The following is a 14,818-nucleotide window of genomic DNA, read 5'->3' as shown; positions in this document are numbered from 1 at the left end:
ACGCCCTCCACGGTGCGCGCGGCTCCCCGATTCTGTCCCCCCACCCCGCTACTCTCCCCGGCATGGTCAAACCGGAGTCCGCGCTGCGCCGCCTGATGCGTGAAACAGGAAAGCTCCTGGAGCCCTACGGCTTCGAAGGCGCCGACCCCACCTGGACCCGCATCCAGGACTCCGGCATAGCCACGGTCGGCCGCACCCGCCTCCTGCGCACCTGGACCGCCGGCGAACAGGTCCTCCGCTTCGGCCTCACCCTCTCTGCCACCCCCGCCCCCTGGTGGACCTTCTGCAACTGGCGCAACACCCGCCTCGGCCTCCCCGCCATCCCCCTCGAAAAGGCCACCGGCCCCGCCCAACTCACCGACTCCGCCCTCCCCGCCCCCATGACCACCCTCTGGACCATGCACGCCGACCCCACCACCCCCGGCCACATCGCCCCCTCCGACATAGACCGAATCCGCACCGACCTACCCCGCCGAGTCCACACCTACGCCCGCCGCTCCCTACGCCTCCTCAACCCCGACCACCACCTCGAAGAACTCCTCGCCCTCCCCGAAAAAACCCGCGCCACATGGGAAGCCATAGCCATCCTCCTCGCCGCCCAAGGCCCCACCCCCGACCTCGACAACGCCCTGACCCACCTCACCGACCTCACCCCCGAACCCCCCACCCTCGCCGAAGAAATCCACACCTACGCCCAATCCCGACCAGCCATGGTCTGACTGGCGCTCGTTTCAGCCAAAAGGCAAGGCCTGCACTGATTGTCGGATTAGTCCGATGTGTGTCGGAGGGTTGTAACGTGTCGCCGGTCACATCCGAATTCGTCTGCGGCACCGTAGTTGTGCGGTGCCGAACAAAGAAGGGGCGAGGGTGTGACGTCTTCGATACTGTCCAAAGGTCAGAACATGCCATTGCCGGAGGACGTCGAGCGAATCGACGTGGTGATCGGCTGGACGGAGTCGGAGTTCGAAGTCGATGCGTCCGCACTCCTGTTGGGGGAGAACCGGAAAGTTCACTCCGACAATGATTTCGTGTTCTACAACCAACCGGAATCAGCCGATGGTTCGGTGCGATTTCTGGGTGCGGGAGCCACCGAGGAGGGCGCACAGACCCGGATCTCCATCGACCTGACCGCGCTTCCGGAGGAGGTGCACGCGGTTGCGCTGGCCGGCAGTATCGGGGCGGGATCCTTCGGCCGGCTCGGCAAGATCGCCCTGCATGTCGTCGACGGTGCGGGGAAGACTCTGGCCGAATACGTGACGGCTGACGCCACCACCGAGTCGGCGTTCCTCTTCGGAGAGGTCTACCGCCGTGCCGGTGTATGGAAGGTGCGCGCTGTCGGCCAGGGCTGGGATTCCGGGTTGGCCGGTCTGGCAACGGATTTCGGTGTCCACATCGACGACGAGGCCGAGGAGGCGACCGACGGTTCGGAGCCCATAGCCGCTCCCGAACCCGTTGCGTCCGGCGAAGCGGAACCAACTACTCCGGTGGCGGATCCTGCTGCGGCACAGCGTGATACGGCGAAGCCGCGAACCGCGCGCAGTCGGGGTGTGCGAACCAGCAGAACAGTCGCGAAAAGAGCAAAGCCGCTCGAATTCACGCTGGCCGAGAACGATACCTGGCAGCCGGCCCGCCTGTTCTCGGTTATCGGAGTCGGCGCGGGGGAGGAACAGGAACGCCGCGCCACCTCGGCCCTGATCGCCACCATGCAGGCGGTCCGTCCTTTCGCGCGGGCGCTGTGCGCCAGAATCGGCGCTCCGGCAGGCACTTTCGAAGGTTTCGTCGAGGTGCCCTACGAACGAGGGGAGGCGAAGGTCATCCCCGACGCGGTCCTCAGGGTTTCCCGTGGCAGCCGCCTGTGGACCGGACTGCTCGAGGTCAAGACCGGAAACGGCAAACTCAAACGCGAGCAACTCGAAAACTACCTCGATGTCGCGCGTAAGAAGAAGTACGACGTGGTGGTCAGCCTGTCCAACGACATCCCGGCCGGGCCGGGGGAGCTCCCCGTCGAGGTCGATCGCCGCAAGCTCGCCAAGGTCGCCCTCCGGCACCTGTCCTGGGCCGAGGTCACCCACGAAGCACGAATGCTCCTGTCGCACGGCGGTATCGAGGACGATCTGCAAGCGTGGATGCTGAGCGAGTTCTTGCGATACCTGCTTCACCCGCGATCCGGCGCCACCGACTTCGTCGATATGGGCCGGCACTGGGTCGCCGTTCGAGACGCGGTGATCGCCGGCACCGCGCGTGCCGGCGACCAGAAATCACAGCAGGTCGCCGACACCTGGGTGTCACTGTCCCGGCATCTGGCACTGCGCCTCACCGCCGACCTCGGCGTAGCTGTCAAGCACGTCCTGCCGCGCCGCTATCGAACCGATCCGGTCGCCCGAAACGCGGCCGTCGCAGAGCGCCTGGCAGCCGAGGGCTGCTTGGAAGCCGTCCTGCGGATCCCCGACACGGCAGGCGATCTGTTCGTCGTCGCCGAACTGCGCAGCAACAGGATCCGCTGCCGCACCACGCTCGACGCACCGAACGAAGGAACAGCCGGGCGACGACTCACCTGGTTGCTCAAACAACTCCAGGATGCGCCCGGCGATGTCCAGGTCGAAGCCGTGTTCTCCGACCCCGGCAACGAGGCCTGCGAGCACCTGGCGACCGTACGCGACAACCCCAAATCACTGACCGAGGGCCGTTCCGGCGATATCGTGTCGTTCACCCTGGAACAAACCTTCCCCATGGGCAACCGTCGCGCCGGCACAGCCGCGAGCTTCATCTCGAGCGTCACCGCAGCCACCGATGCCTTCTACGGATCAGTCGTACAGCCCCTGCGCGGCTGGGTCCCCGCCGCGCCGAAGCAACCCGACCCGGCACCAGGCGACCCCACCGACACCCCACCCCTCTGACGGCGACGCCGCGCAAGCCGAGGCATTTTAGCCGACTTCACCGCCACCGACCTGTCACTGTACGGGGCGCGTGTCGTGAATCATTGACCCCACCGCGGAGAGGGTATTCGCGGATACAGTCAACGCCGTCAACATGCTGACGCAGTCGGCATGCTCGATACACCGAGCGGGCCCCCGAACCGAACGCAGACCGGTTCCGGGGGCTCGTTTGGCTACTCGTCAACAGTCCTCCCGGTCACCGCGCGAATATCGCGATGGATCCGCTCCACCGCATCCGCCAAGGACCAGCCGACGTCGAAGCCGTAGCGCAGTGCGTGCTGTGCGACACCGCCGAGCCGTTCGAGCATTTCGCTGAAGTGGACCGCATGGAGAATGCCCTCCACGATCACTACCAGCCCACGCTCCAGCCCGAAACGGGCAATGTGCTCGATCAGGTCGATATTCGCCCCCTCCGGCACATCGTGCTCGCGCAACATCTCGCGGCGAACCGTATCCTACTGGACCACAAGGCAACTGGTGCGGGGAAACCCCTGTTGCACGGCGCAGGCGGTGGTGGATTTTCCGGACCCGGAATTGCCGCGAATCACCAGCAGAAAGTGGTTGGGGTGGTGAGTGTTCGGAGGATGATGAGGGTGGAGACGGTGAGGGTGAGGGTGGCGGCGGTGATGGACAGGGGAGTGCGGCGGCGGATTGCGTAGGCGGCGAAGGGGGCTGACCAGAGGAGGAGGGTGACGATCACCCACCAGCCGCCTTCCATGTCGACCTCTGGGGTTGTGGAGCCGCAGCGGGTGTCGGTGGCCAGGAAGGTGCCGAGGATTACGGAGTAGGCGGCCAGGGCTGTCCAGGCGGTGACGGCGGCGAGGGTTGCTGTCCAGAGGGTGATTCGACGCCAGGGGACGGTGTGCTCGGGCATAGGTGAATCGTTGGCGATGGGGCGGGGTGGTGGAACGGGGGAAATACTCGAGTGGATCAGGGGATTGCGCAGATCGCGGTGTCGAAGACGTGCTGGGCGGGGGTGGCGTCGGCGGTGCGTTCGTTGGCGAGGACGGCTACGGCGCGGCCTTCGGCGGTGACGCCGTCGAAGGTCTTGAAGCCGGGGATGGAGCCGCCGTGGCCCCACACCTCTTTGCCGCAGGGGACCGTGAGTTTAGCCAGGCCCAGCGCGTAGTCGATGCCGGCGGCCCGGTTGGTGAGGGGTTTGGGGTCGCGCCGCATCTCCGCCAATTGCGCTGGGGGGAGGAGCTTTCCGGAGAGGAGGGCGGTGAAGAAGCGGTTCAGCTCGGCGCCGGTGGAAACCATCGCGCCCGCGGCGCCGGCGACCGAGGTGGGGAATTGGGTCATGTCGATGCGCTGGCCGTCGACCACCTCGTAGCCCTGGGGGTGGGGTGTTCGGATGCCCAAGTCGTCCCAGGCGGGGACGTAGGTGGCTTGCAGGCCCAGCGGTTCGGTGATGCGGCGGGTGACCTCGTCGGCGTAGGGGTTGCCGGTGACCTTCTCGATCAGCATGCCGACCAGCAGATAGTTGGTATTGCTGTATTCGGCCTTCGCGCCGGGCGGGAAATGAGCGGACATGGTGGTGAGGGCGCTGCGGACCATGTCGGCGGCATCGAAATGCTTATACACCAGGCTCTCGTCGCCGCTGTTCAATTCCGGCAGTTCGAGGTACTCGGGGAGACCGCTGGTGTGCTGCAGGATGTTTCGCACCGTGATGCGGTTTCCGTCGACGCCCTCGCCCTGGACCACCCCGGGAAGATACCGCTCGATCGGAGCGTCCAATTCCACCTTGCCCTCGGCGACCAACTGCATCACCACGGTGGCGACGAAGGTCTTGGTATTGCTGCCGATCCGAACCCGGGCGTCGGCGGGGAATTCCGCGCCGGTTTCGATATTCCCCTTGCCCGCGGACGCGGCCCACTGCCCGCCCTGCTCGCTCACCACCACCTGCACGCCCGCATAACCGGCCGCCACCGCCGCGTCCAGCGCCGTTCGCACCTCGCTCCGCCCGGCATCGGAAACAGGCTGGGGCGCGGTCGAATCCGTTTCCGAGGTACAGGCGGTGAGCGCGCATGCGATCGCCGTTCCGCCCGCCACCATCAGCCGAATCCGCAACATCGAAGTCATATCTGCACATTCACACGGCCATCATCCGCCGCGCATCACCCGCAGGTCCTACACGAACCCCGAGAATTCCCCCAGCAGTACCCTCTGCGCGGTTGGGCCGTCCAGGTGAAATAGGGTCGACGAGTGGCAGGCAACGGCGACTCGACGCCCGGTGAACTCGATGGCTGAGCCGAACCGCAAGCATTGAGCGGCCAAACAGCGGGCTCGGCAGGGCGGCTCGGATTTCTGGGAGAAACTGGGGTCAACCTCGCAGCCGAGCCAGGAAGATATCGCCGCAGCGATCGCGACAGCCGCCCTCGAGTCCGCCCAGCGTGGTGCGCGGGCCAAAACCCCGCGAGGCGATTCCGGTGTCGCACAACGCTTCGCGACGCAACTGGCTGGCAGCGACCTACCGCTCGACGATGTGCAGTACGCCGCGCACACGGCATCCCAGCGCATCATCCAGGCCGCTTTCCGCAACGGCTGGCTGCCCGAGGACATCCACCAGCTATCGCTGCGCCGAGCCGATACCTTCGCCCAGTCGTATCTGACCGACGCGATGGCCGCGTACATCCATCCGTATCCACCCGCCACCGTCGACGAGACCCGGCACGAGCAGATCCGGGCACTGTCCGCCACCGCCTGGTGGACGGACGCGACCCCGCACCTCGCTCAGTGGGCGGCCGAGCACATGCTGACGACCGCCGAAGCCCTCACCACCGTCATCGAATCCCTGGCCCTGCTGCTCCTGCTGCCGAAGCTGGAGCTCATCCGACCCCTGCCCGGCACCGCCCGCCCGCATTCCGACGCCCATCACCCCATCGACGAGAAGGTCCTGGGCCGAGTCCGCGGCCTGCTGGCCAAGGCGGAGTCCACCTCCTTCCCCGAAGAGGCGGAAGCACTTTCGGCCAAAGCCCAGGAACTCATGACCAAGTACGCGCTCGACCGAGTGCTACTGGAAGCCGATACCCTCGCCCCCGATCTGCCCGGCGCCCGCCGCATCTGGCTCGACACCCCCTACACCGACGCCAAGGCCCTGCTGATCGACGTGGTCGCCACAGCCAACCGCAGCCGAGCAATCTTCGCCTCCGCCTGGGGTTTCGTCACCATCGTCGGCGACGACACCGACCTGGACGCGGTGGAACTGCTCGCCACCTCCCTGCTGGTCCAGGCCACCCGCGCCATGATCGCGGCGGGCAACATGCAGGCGGGGGCCGACGAAGCCCGCACCCGAACCTTCCGAAAGTCGTTCCTGGTCGCCTACGCCACGCGCATCGGCGAACGCCTCGAAGCGGCGACCGCCGCGACCATCGCCGACAGCGCCGACCCGGAACGCCTGCTACCGGTCCTGGCCTCCCATCAGCTGGCCGTCGACGCCGCGTTCGAGACCCTGTTCCCGCAATCCCGTAACCGCGGCATCACCATCCGCAGCGCCGACGGCTGGGATGCGGGCCGTGCCGCCGCCGACCGCGCCCACATCTCCCGGACGCAGCGCTAGTCGTGGCGATTTCCCATTCGCATTAGCCGGAACAGATTCTCCGGGTGAATTTCGTCGTCGGGTGTATCGCTGCGAAGTCTTTGTGAAATTAACTTTCCAGGGTGAATATTTAACGCCGGATAAATACCTACCGAAACGCCTAGTGGCGGAGTTGTCGTTGCTGAAACGTTATCTCCGATTTCCGCCCCGCCCACAAAGTGAACAGGTTACATTTTAGTTCCTTGCGGTACGGCTCGACATTCCGGATCGTACCGATGCTTCACGTAATTGGAGATAGTAATGAGATCGATCGCATCCGCGCTGCTGCGCACCAGCATCGTCGCTCCGATGGCACTCGCCGCGGTCTTCTGTTCGGCGACTCCGGCAAATGCGGCCGCAATCAGCATGAACTGGAGTTGCCAGGGCACGATCTTCGGCATCGGCCAGACGTCGAGCATGAGCACCTCGGTCGACGGCACCGCGCCGAGTTCGGTGGCCTCCGGATCCGCGGTGGCCATCACGCTCACACCCGGCGCGTCCTCGGTGCCGAGTTCGGCCTCCGGATTCACCGTGACCAACATCAGCAACCTCAAGATGACCTGGCCCGTACCGGCGAACTCGACGCTGGTGTCGGCCACCGTCTCCGGCGGCACCGTGGCCGGAACCGTCAGCACCGCGGGCGGGAACATCGTGCTCACCGTGCCCGGGCCGATCGCGGGCGGTACCACCTTCACGCCGCCCGCGGTGACCATCAACGTCACGGCCGGCGCCGCCGGAACGCCCATCACCAGCAAGTACGCGGGCACCAGCTACGCCAGCCCCGGTATGACGATGACGACCAAGGTCGCGATCGTCGGCAATGTCGCCACCGCCTGCTACCCGAACCCCTCCCCGACCCTCACCACCACATCCGTCGTCTGATCACCCGGCCGGACCGGGCTGTTCACAGCAGCCCGGTCCACCTCCCGGAGGATGTGGTGCACGCTATCCTATCGGCCATCGAATCGTAGCCACGGTAGGCGAGATCCGTTGCGAGGTTTCATGTTTCAAGTGTCCGAGGTTGGGAGCCCGTGCATCCGATGTCAACCGAACCCGATTGGATCGCCGTCGAGCTCAGAAAGGCCCTGGAGTTCTACCACGGCACCCTCGAGGACCTGACCCGCGAAGTGATCCGATTGCTCGGCGTCAACGAAACCGATCGACGTGCGCTCGAAATAGTCCTGCTCGGCGACGGAAAATCCGCCACACCCGGAGTGCTGGCCGAACGACTCGGCCTCACCGCGGCCGGCGCCACCATCATGCTCAACCGCCTCGAGAAACAGGGCTACATCACCCGCTCCCTGCACCCCACCGACCGCCGCCGCGTCATCGTCGTCGCCACCGACCTCGCTGTCCGCCGCGTACAGGAACTCACCTCATCCCTCTACGACGAGGGCCACAAGATGATGCACACCTGGTACGACCCCGCCGACCTCGAAATGATCGCGAGCTTCCTGCACCGCGCAGGCGAACTACAGCGCATCCACCGTCAGCGCCTGCGCGACATCGCCCCCTACCCGCGTCCCTCCTGACGCGAATCCGGCCGCCCCGCAGCGCTATTCGACGACAGCCTTGATGCGGTTCAACGTCTCCCGCATACCCTCGCGATTGGTCCGCCCGCGCCAATGCCCCGCGATCAGCCAGTACGGCCGCAACAACGCCGCCAACTGGAACGACTCGGTCACCTCGGTCCCGCCCTCGACCGGCTCGAAGCGATAACGCCACGTATTCACCGCGATCCCGCCCGGCCCCAGCACCGTGAACGCGAACTCCCGCCCCGGCTCACACGCGATGACCCGGCACACCGTCCAATACTTCAGCCCCCACCCGTTCCGATTCACATGCCCCCGGAACTTGGCCCCCACCGCCGGACCGGTCGCACCCCCGACCCATTCGGCGGCGAAGGTCTCCGGGCTGAACTTCCCGGTATTGGTGATGTCACTGACCAGTTCCCAGATCTGCTCGGCAGGAGCCGCCATCCGGACCGTCACGCTATCGTGCATGCCCTCAACCTACCGCCCGGATTGGTTCCCCGTGATCTCGTCCAACAGGTCGACGTGATCACCATGATCCCGGAAGTCACCTACGCACGGTGGTCCACCGGACTTGTCGAAGGTGGTGCCGCACATCCCAGCCTCTGACTGCCTACCAGCGGTGGGCGACGTCGACGACTACGCGGGAGCCGTTGTTCGGGCCGTCGAGGGTGAAGACCCGGAAGGGAAGGCGGGCGCGGACACCGAGGCCGATGGTGGTCTGGCCCTCGAAGGAACCTGCCCAGGCGATCTGGCGGAAGGTGTCGTAGCCGGTGACATTGGTCAGCTCGTTGAAATTGGCGGGGGTGTAGGTGGAGTTGCCGTTGGTGTCGTAGGCGGGGGCGTGCACGACCACCTGGAGGAAAGCGCTGCCGCGCAAGGGAACCGGCGCTCCGGACGCGTCCATGTGGACCTGATCGACATAGGTGGCGAGGTATCCGGTAGCCGGGCCCGCGATGTCGAGGACCATGCGGTCGAAGCAGTCGTGGCGGCCGGATCGGATGTTCGTCAGCGGGGAAGTGCCGTGGGTCGGATTCGACCTTTCGAGCGAACCCCACACGATCCCGCAATAGGGCGTCGCGCTCGCCTGGCCGACCGGTATCAGCAAGGTGAGCACGAGTGCGGAGAGGGCGACCAGGATCGAGAATATGCGACGCATGTCGCGCACCAGCCTTCGGCAGAGAGTCATCAGTTACCCGGTAAATCGGGTGAACCGATGTGGCCATTAGGCACGGGAGCGTCGCTTCTGGGTTTCGAACCGGCCAGCAGAACACGTCGGCCGGTTACGGCGCGGTCGCGGGCAGCACCGGGAAGGTGCGGTGGTCGGCGAAACCGACTCGGTACCGCGATCGTGGCGCTGTGATCCAGGTCGTGCCCGCCACTGTAGGGCGCGTGGCTCGGATGGTGCGCCTGACCGGTGCCGCCATAAATCCCTGCGGACGCTCCGGCACCACATCCGCGAAGGGATGATCAGCGTCGGTCGGACGCGAGCTTCACTCCGAAGGCGATGAGCACGGTTCCGGTGAGACCGTCGAGGATCCGGCGCACTTCCTCGCGATCAAACCAGGACTTGGCGGATCCGGCCGCGAGGATGATGGCAGTGAACCAGAGCATGCCTTCGAGATTGTGCAGGGCGGCCAGTGCGATGCCCATCGGGAGTTGTGGCGTGTCGGGTGGGATGAATTGAGGGATCATCGCCATGTAGAAGACGCCGACCTTCGGGTTGAGGAGGTTGGTTCCCAAGCCGCAGGCCCATGCGCCGAGAACTGTTCGCGCCGAGTCGTTTTCCGGCGATCGGATCGTCGCTGGCGAACGACGGAGCGCGGCGCGCAGCATACTGGCGCCCATCCAGATCAGGTAGATCGCGCCGACGATGCGCAGCAGCATGTAGGCCAGGTTCGAGGCGGTCAGCACTGCCGAGATCCCGGCCGCCGCGGCCGCACCCCAGATCAGCGTGCCTGATCCGATGCCGAGAGCTGTCGCGAAGGCGTGCCGACGACTTCGGGTGACCGCAGCGCGCAGGACCAGCGCGGTGTCCAAGCCCGGGACGATTGTGAGCAGGCCCGCCACGACGGCGAATGACAGCAGGGCGTGAAACACCGATCGAGCCTAAACCGATCGGCGCTGTTGCGGTGCCGCAGCCGATCACGCGGCGTGATGGTGAGGCGCGGGGGTGAATTCGCGGATGCTCCTTGACGAGGTGGAAGGCCCAGCGGCCCGAGGCGTCGAGTTCCCTTGGCCCGGCGCAAGCGGCCAATGGTCAAGAGAGGAAGGGTATTTCAGTACTGCGGCCTGGTGAGGTGACTGTGATGTGGCCGAGTTCGCGCAGGCCATTCTCTTTGCGGACCTTGTGCCATTGTGCGTAATGCCTACCAGGCGAGCATCTCAATGAGGTCGGCCAGCCGAGGGCCCGATCACCTGCCTGGGCGGCCCTTCGATGACACCGGTGAGGGCTTTGCAGTGTTGTTCCTGGCAACATGGCCGTAATTCTGGACCTGCAGGTCCAGGGCTTGACCAGCTGATGTGGCTTCGCTGGTTACCTGGTAGCGTCCGCCAAATGAGTGATTTCGGGGGCAATTTCCACAGGCAGGGCAGAGCACCGGATTACGGGGATATCGTGGCGTCGGTGTTCCTTGGAGGAGCGTCTGTACATGGCTGAGTTGTATATCGATCAGAACGCCCTCGCGACCATCGCGACGACGCTCAGCACCTCCAGTACGGAGCTCGACGGAACGAGCAGCAAGACTCCCGAAACCGTGGACGCCGGCATCGTCACACCATCGGTGCTGGCTGTTTTATCGGTGCTGCTCGACAGCGCCGGACAGGCTGTGGTGGGGATGGCGGCAAGCTCTGCTGCTGTCACCGAGGCCGCCGCGAAATACAAAGAGCAGGACGACACCACTGCGGATGCCCTCCTACGCCGGACCTGGGTACAGGGGTAACCATGTCGATCGATACGAAGATCGACGGCGATCCCGCCAGTATTCGTGCGGTGGCCGGGTGGCTGCGCGACACGCTAGGGTCCCAGCTGACAACCTCTGCAGACGATCTCGCCAAGGTGAGAAACCTGGCCGAGTCGGGTTGGGATGGCGAGACTGGCGATGCGTTCACCACCATGGCACGCAACACGTGTCTCAAGGTGGACGATTTCGTCATCGAGGTCCAGGGGTGCGCTACGCAGCTCGACGCCCTCGCCGGCCAGGTGCAACAGGCTCAGACGGAAATGGCGACCATCCGCACGAACGCCACCACGGCGGGGCTGGTCGTCAAGGAACAGGTTATCGAGGCACCGGCGGCTGACGCCGACCAGGACAAGGTCACCGCCTACAACACGGCTGTGACGGATGCGAATCAGGTCCGGCAGCAGGAGAGCTTCTGGGGTAACACCTGGACGAACATGCAAAACGATGTCAAGGACAAGTGGTTCATTGTCATCGGCGACTTCGTCAACGGCGCGGTCGGCGCGTTGATCCTGAAGAACTCCTCCCTACTGCTGGCCAACGCGGCCTTGCTCTCCAGTGACGCACTGAAGACCTTGATCGAAGCCAAGAACGCTCCGGCGGGAACACCACGAGCAACGTTGTACCGGGATGTGGACTGGCAACGGACACAGATGCTCAAAGCCGGCGAGGCACTCGAAGCTGCGGAGAACGCCAAGGCTAAAGGCGCGCGAATCGGACTGAGGGTCGGTGGGGCACTGGCAGTGGCCGGCATCGCCTACGACATCTACAACGGTAAAGATCCCGAGCAGGCCATCGTCTCCGGCGCCGCCGGGTTCGGTGCGTCTCTGGCTGCGGGCATGGCCACCGGCGCCGGTGTCGGCGCGGCGGTCGGCTCGATCGTGCCGGGCGCAGGAACCGTCGCTGGCGCCATCGCCGGAACGGTGGTGGGTGGCGCGGTCGGCATTTTCACATCGGGTGCGGTCGATTCCCTGTATACGGAGGGCTTCAACTTGGGTGCTGCAGGCAAAGCAGGCTGGAATGCGGTCGAAGGGACAGGTGCCGCGATCGGTGGCGGCGTTTCGAAGGCGTGGAATGCGATCTTCTGACGAATGCGAGCATCAACGCCGGTGGCCGGAACCACCGGGCCAGGCGAGGAAGCTCGTCGTGTCGATAGTGTTCGTCGGCGCGCTGGTGGTGTTGTGCGCGGTCCTTGCCACTGCGATGTGGCGCAGCGGTGATAGCACTGCGCAGGTCGCATCGAAGTACGTCGCCCTGTTCGGGGTCACGCTGTTGATCGTGCTGGCACTCGGTGTCTCGGCCGATCCGCGGATCGCACGTCGTGCAAAACCTGACTCCGGTCACGAAGGTGAGGCGCCGACAACGATCGTGCCCGGCTCGACACTGCGCTTCGGGCTCTTCCAAGCCTTGTGGGTGTCGTTCGCGCTGCTGTTTCTCGGCGCGGCGGCCGAGACCGCGGCCGCCGCCTGGCAAACACATTTCGTTCTGGTGCTGGTGCTGATAGGTCTGGGGGTATTCGCCGCATCCGCACCGGCACTGGCGCTTGCCGGACGGCTGCGCCCAGGCCGGATCGCTCTCACCCCTGGTGAGATCATCTATGAGGGCTGGAGTTCGCGCACATCCATGCGCTGGGAGGACGTTGCCCTGGTGCGGCCCGCATTCGAGCGGGTGCCGGTAATCGAAATAGCTGGTCCGGACACCACGCACTGGAGTTCATACGACCTCCCACCGGGCGTGCGCCTCGGCGCCAAGCCTGTGCGGATCTGGAATCTGGACCCGCTACGCGTCGCGGGCCGGATCGTGGTGGAGTGCCCTCGCTGCCCTGTTGACCGGAACGTACTCTGCGAGTTTCTCGCCTTCTACGCCGAGAACCCATCAGCCAGGACAGAACTCGGAACAATCCTCGCCCTGAAGCGATGGCAGGCCCTCGAAGCGGATACCCGTCGCTGAGATGAGCTGAAGCGCCCCAATCGGATGGGTCCGGTTGGGGCACTGTCGTATTCAAACGCACGGTCAGGGGTGGTTCATGCGCTACCTTCATCCGGGAGCGGCCGCATTCCAACAAGCCGGGAACCTGCTGCCGCTACACCTGGCGGCACCCCAAACGGCCACCATCTCCGATTGATCAAATAATCAAGAAACCCTCTCCGACCAGGTCGGAGAGGGTTTCTTCTGTCGGGCTGACAGGATTTGAACCTGCGACCACTTGACCCCCAGTCAAGTGCGCTACCAAGCTGCGCCACAGCCCGTTGCACTCGCTCTCGCTTGTGCTCGATGAGATTACCCCAGGACCCCCCTGTTGCTCCAAATCGGCTGGATTTCGGGCATGTTTGGGGCGGTGGGGGTGGGGTCAGCCCATGGATTCGAGGGTGCGGCCCTTGGTTTCTCGGATGAGGTATTTGACGAAGGGGATGGAGAGGAGGGCGGCCAGGGCGTAGAGGGCGTAGGCGCCGGCGAGGCTCCAGGAGGAGAGGGAGGGGAAGGTGACTGTGATGAGCCAGTTGGTGAGCCATTGGGCGCTGGCGGCTACGGAGAGGGCGATGGCTCGGATGTGGGAGGGGAACATTTCGCCGAGGAGGACCCAGACGACTACGCCCCAGGAGAGGGCGAAGAAGAGGACGTAGAGGTTGGCGGAGATGAGGGCGATGGTGCCTTGGGGTTGGGGCATGGTGGGGGAGTCGTCGGTGCCGCCTACGTAGGTGAACATCCAGGCGCAGAGGGCGAGGGTGAGGAACATGCCGGTGGAGCCGATCAGGAGCAGGGGTTTGCGGCCTATGCGGTCCACCAGGGCCATGGCGATGACTGTGCCGAGGATGTTGATGACCGAGGAGATCATCGACACCAGAAGGGAATTGGAGGTGTCGATGCCTACCTGCTGCCAGAGGAGAGAGGAGTAGTAGAAGATCACGTTGATGCCGACCAGTTGCTGGAAGGCGGAGAGGGCTATGCCGATCCAGACTATGGGAAGCAGGACGCTGCGGGAGTGGGACAGGAGATCGCTTGCGTGGGAACGGACTTCGCCCGCCATGGCGGCGTGGATTTCGGCTACGCGCTCGTCCAGGTGAGCGGGGTCGTTCTCCACCTCGGCCAACACTTTTCGCGCTTCGGCTTCGCGGCCGGTGGCGATGAGGTGGCGGGGGGATTCGGGGATGAGGAAGGCCATCGCGCCGTAGACGAGGGCGGGGACCACCTCGGCGCCGAGCATCCAGCGCCAGGCGGAGAGGCCGGCCAGTTCGGCGCTGTTGGACCCGCCCGCGGCCTGGGCGATGAGGTAGTTGATGACGGCTGAGCAGGCGATGCCGAGGACGATGGCCAGCTGTTGGAAGGAGGCCAGGCGGCCGCGGTAGCTGGGCGGGGAGATCTCGGCGATGTAGGCGGGGGCGACGACGGAGGCGATGCCGATGGCCACGCCACCGACGAAACGCCAGATGGTGAGGTCGACGTCGCTGAAGGCGAACATGCTGCCGATGCCGCTGGCGGCGAAGAGGAAGGCGCCGATCTGCATGACGCGGACGCGGCCCAGCCGGTCGGCGAGCCAGCCGGCGATCAGCGCGCCGACGGCCGCGCCGGGCAGGGCGGCGGCGACGATGAAGCCGGTGGTGCCGGTCGAGACGCCGAAGTCGTCGCGGATGCCGGTGACCGCGCCGTTGATGACGGCGGAGTCGTAGCCGAAGAGGAAACCACCCAGGGCGGCTGCCGCGGCCACGAAGATGACGTGGGGGGCTATGTCGCCGGGCATCGCGGTGGAGTCCGGGTGGGGTCGTCGACGGTTGGGGCCGTCCGCCTGAGAGCCGGTCACCGGTCGAGTACAAC

16 protein-coding genes and 1 tRNA gene are annotated in these 14,818 nt (G+C 65.5%); 8 read left to right on the top strand and 9 right to left on the bottom strand.

Annotated features, from left to right (window positions below; genetic code table 11):
- Positions 1–62: 62 nt before the first annotated feature.
- On the top strand, positions 63–719 hold the full coding sequence (locus JK358_RS07855) for a hypothetical protein (protein WP_201945115.1): 657 nt from the start codon (positions 63–65) through the stop codon (positions 717–719).
- Between the two features lie 183 nt (positions 720–902).
- The gene (locus JK358_RS07850) at positions 903–2,897 is read left to right on the top strand and encodes a TerD family protein (protein WP_232850850.1); all 1,995 of its coding nucleotides are present in this window, start codon (positions 903–905) and stop codon (positions 2,895–2,897) included.
- A 212-nt stretch (positions 2,898–3,109) separates the two neighbouring features.
- Here JK358_RS07850 and JK358_RS07845 read toward each other — a convergent pair whose 3' ends face one another.
- From JK358_RS07845 to JK358_RS07835, 3 genes are all read right to left on the bottom strand, one after another.
- Positions 3,110–3,373 carry a P-loop NTPase family protein gene (locus tag JK358_RS07845; protein WP_201945113.1) on the bottom strand — a complete coding sequence of 88 codons (264 nt, stop codon included), beginning with the start codon at positions 3,371–3,373 and terminating at the stop codon, positions 3,110–3,112.
- 107 nt (positions 3,374–3,480) lie between these two features.
- The gene (locus JK358_RS07840) at positions 3,481–3,810 is read right to left on the bottom strand and encodes a hypothetical protein (RefSeq protein WP_201945112.1); all 330 of its coding nucleotides are present in this window, start codon (positions 3,808–3,810) and stop codon (positions 3,481–3,483) included.
- 56 nt (positions 3,811–3,866) lie between these two features.
- Complete coding sequence (locus tag JK358_RS07835) at positions 3,867–5,018, bottom strand: serine hydrolase domain-containing protein (protein WP_201945111.1); 1,152 nt, start codon at positions 5,016–5,018, stop codon at positions 3,867–3,869.
- Positions 5,019–5,421: 403 nt separating this feature from the next.
- Here JK358_RS07835 and JK358_RS39050 point away from each other — a divergent pair, with 403 nt between their 5' ends.
- On the top strand, positions 5,422–6,495 hold the full coding sequence (locus tag JK358_RS39050) for a DUF2786 domain-containing protein (protein WP_307817371.1): 1,074 nt from the start codon (positions 5,422–5,424) through the stop codon (positions 6,493–6,495).
- A 206-nt stretch (positions 6,496–6,701) separates the two neighbouring features.
- Here the strand turns inward: JK358_RS39050 and JK358_RS07825 are convergent, their stop codons facing one another.
- Positions 6,702–7,055: a hypothetical protein gene (locus JK358_RS07825; protein ID WP_201945110.1), complete on the bottom strand. Its 354-nt coding sequence runs from the start codon at positions 7,053–7,055 to the stop codon at positions 6,702–6,704.
- Between JK358_RS07825 and JK358_RS07820 the strand changes: the two genes are divergently transcribed.
- Both JK358_RS07820 and JK358_RS07815 read left to right on the top strand, forming a co-directional pair.
- A complete protein-coding gene (locus JK358_RS07820) occupies positions 7,045–7,395 on the top strand; it encodes a hypothetical protein (RefSeq protein ID WP_232850849.1) in 351 nt (116 codons plus the stop codon). The genes JK358_RS07825 and JK358_RS07820 overlap by 11 nt on opposite strands.
- A 158-nt stretch (positions 7,396–7,553) precedes the next feature.
- The gene (locus tag JK358_RS07815; RefSeq protein WP_232850848.1) at positions 7,554–8,045 is read left to right on the top strand and encodes a MarR family winged helix-turn-helix transcriptional regulator; all 492 of its coding nucleotides are present in this window, start codon (positions 7,554–7,556) and stop codon (positions 8,043–8,045) included.
- Between the two features lie 24 nt (positions 8,046–8,069).
- Here the strand turns inward: JK358_RS07815 and JK358_RS07810 are convergent, their stop codons facing one another.
- The 3 genes from JK358_RS07810 to JK358_RS07800 all read right to left on the bottom strand — a co-directional run bounded on the left by JK358_RS07810 (position 8,070) and on the right by JK358_RS07800 (position 10,145).
- Positions 8,070–8,516 (bottom strand): SRPBCC family protein, encoded by a 447-nt coding sequence (locus JK358_RS07810; RefSeq protein WP_201945108.1) that lies wholly within the window; start codon positions 8,514–8,516, stop codon positions 8,070–8,072.
- Between the two features lie 142 nt (positions 8,517–8,658).
- Positions 8,659–9,204 carry an AMIN-like domain-containing (lipo)protein gene (locus JK358_RS07805; protein ID WP_232850847.1) on the bottom strand — a complete coding sequence of 182 codons (546 nt, stop codon included), beginning with the start codon at positions 9,202–9,204 and terminating at the stop codon, positions 8,659–8,661.
- Between the two features lie 311 nt (positions 9,205–9,515).
- A complete protein-coding gene (locus JK358_RS07800; protein WP_201945107.1) occupies positions 9,516–10,145 on the bottom strand; it encodes a LysE family translocator in 630 nt (209 codons plus the stop codon).
- A 551-nt stretch (positions 10,146–10,696) separates the two neighbouring features.
- On the opposite strand from JK358_RS07800, the gene JK358_RS07795 reads away from it, so the two are divergent.
- Genes JK358_RS07795 through JK358_RS07785 form a run of 3 tightly spaced genes read left to right on the top strand, consistent with a single transcriptional unit; the run spans position 10,697 to position 12,955 of the window.
- A complete protein-coding gene (locus tag JK358_RS07795) occupies positions 10,697–10,987 on the top strand; it encodes a hypothetical protein (protein WP_201945106.1) in 291 nt (96 codons plus the stop codon).
- Positions 10,988–10,989: 2 nt separating this feature from the next.
- Positions 10,990–12,093 carry a hypothetical protein gene (locus tag JK358_RS07790; protein ID WP_201945105.1) on the top strand — a complete coding sequence of 368 codons (1,104 nt, stop codon included), beginning with the start codon at positions 10,990–10,992 and terminating at the stop codon, positions 12,091–12,093.
- A gap of 58 nt (positions 12,094–12,151) precedes the next feature.
- On the top strand, positions 12,152–12,955 hold the full coding sequence (locus JK358_RS07785) for a hypothetical protein (RefSeq protein ID WP_201945104.1): 804 nt from the start codon (positions 12,152–12,154) through the stop codon (positions 12,953–12,955).
- Between the two features lie 225 nt (positions 12,956–13,180).
- On the opposite strand, the gene JK358_RS07780 is transcribed toward JK358_RS07785, so the two are convergent.
- A tRNA-Pro gene (locus JK358_RS07780) sits at positions 13,181–13,254 on the bottom strand.
- A gap of 101 nt (positions 13,255–13,355) precedes the next feature.
- Positions 13,356–14,804, bottom strand: a complete 1,449-nt coding sequence (locus JK358_RS07775; RefSeq protein ID WP_307817370.1) for a sugar porter family MFS transporter — start codon at positions 14,802–14,804, stop codon at positions 13,356–13,358.
- Positions 14,805–14,818: the final 14 nt, after the last annotated feature.

Source organism: Nocardia acididurans (assembly GCF_016741815.1).
GTDB classification, from domain to species: domain Bacteria; phylum Actinomycetota; class Actinomycetes; order Mycobacteriales; family Mycobacteriaceae; genus Nocardia; species Nocardia acididurans.
The sequence above is the reverse complement of the archived record's forward strand: the minus strand, read 5'-3'. Positions and strand labels throughout refer to the sequence as shown.

Bases quoted from the DNA above. Each gene is read 5' to 3' on its own strand.
- JK358_RS07855 (WP_201945115.1), top strand. From the start codon at position 63: ATGGTCAAACCGGAGTCCGCGCTGCGCCGCCTGATGCGTGAAACAGGA.
- JK358_RS07850 (WP_232850850.1), top strand. From the start codon at position 903: ATGCCATTGCCGGAGGACGTCGAGCGAATCGACGTGGTGATCGGCTGG.
- JK358_RS07845 (WP_201945113.1), bottom strand. From the start codon at position 3,373: ATGTTGCGCGAGCACGATGTGCCGGAGGGGGCGAATATCGACCTGATC.
- JK358_RS07840 (WP_201945112.1), bottom strand. From the start codon at position 3,810: ATGCCCGAGCACACCGTCCCCTGGCGTCGAATCACCCTCTGGACAGCA.
- JK358_RS07835 (WP_201945111.1), bottom strand. From the start codon at position 5,018: ATGACTTCGATGTTGCGGATTCGGCTGATGGTGGCGGGCGGAACGGCG.
- JK358_RS07825 (WP_201945110.1), bottom strand. From the start codon at position 7,055: ATGTTGGTCACGGTGAATCCGGAGGCCGAACTCGGCACCGAGGACGCG.
- JK358_RS07815 (WP_232850848.1), top strand. From the start codon at position 7,554: ATGTCAACCGAACCCGATTGGATCGCCGTCGAGCTCAGAAAGGCCCTG.
- JK358_RS07810 (WP_201945108.1), bottom strand. From the start codon at position 8,516: ATGCACGATAGCGTGACGGTCCGGATGGCGGCTCCTGCCGAGCAGATC.
- JK358_RS07805 (WP_232850847.1), bottom strand. From the start codon at position 9,204: ATGCGTCGCATATTCTCGATCCTGGTCGCCCTCTCCGCACTCGTGCTC.
- JK358_RS07795 (WP_201945106.1), top strand. From the start codon at position 10,697: ATGGCTGAGTTGTATATCGATCAGAACGCCCTCGCGACCATCGCGACG.
- JK358_RS07790 (WP_201945105.1), top strand. From the start codon at position 10,990: ATGTCGATCGATACGAAGATCGACGGCGATCCCGCCAGTATTCGTGCG.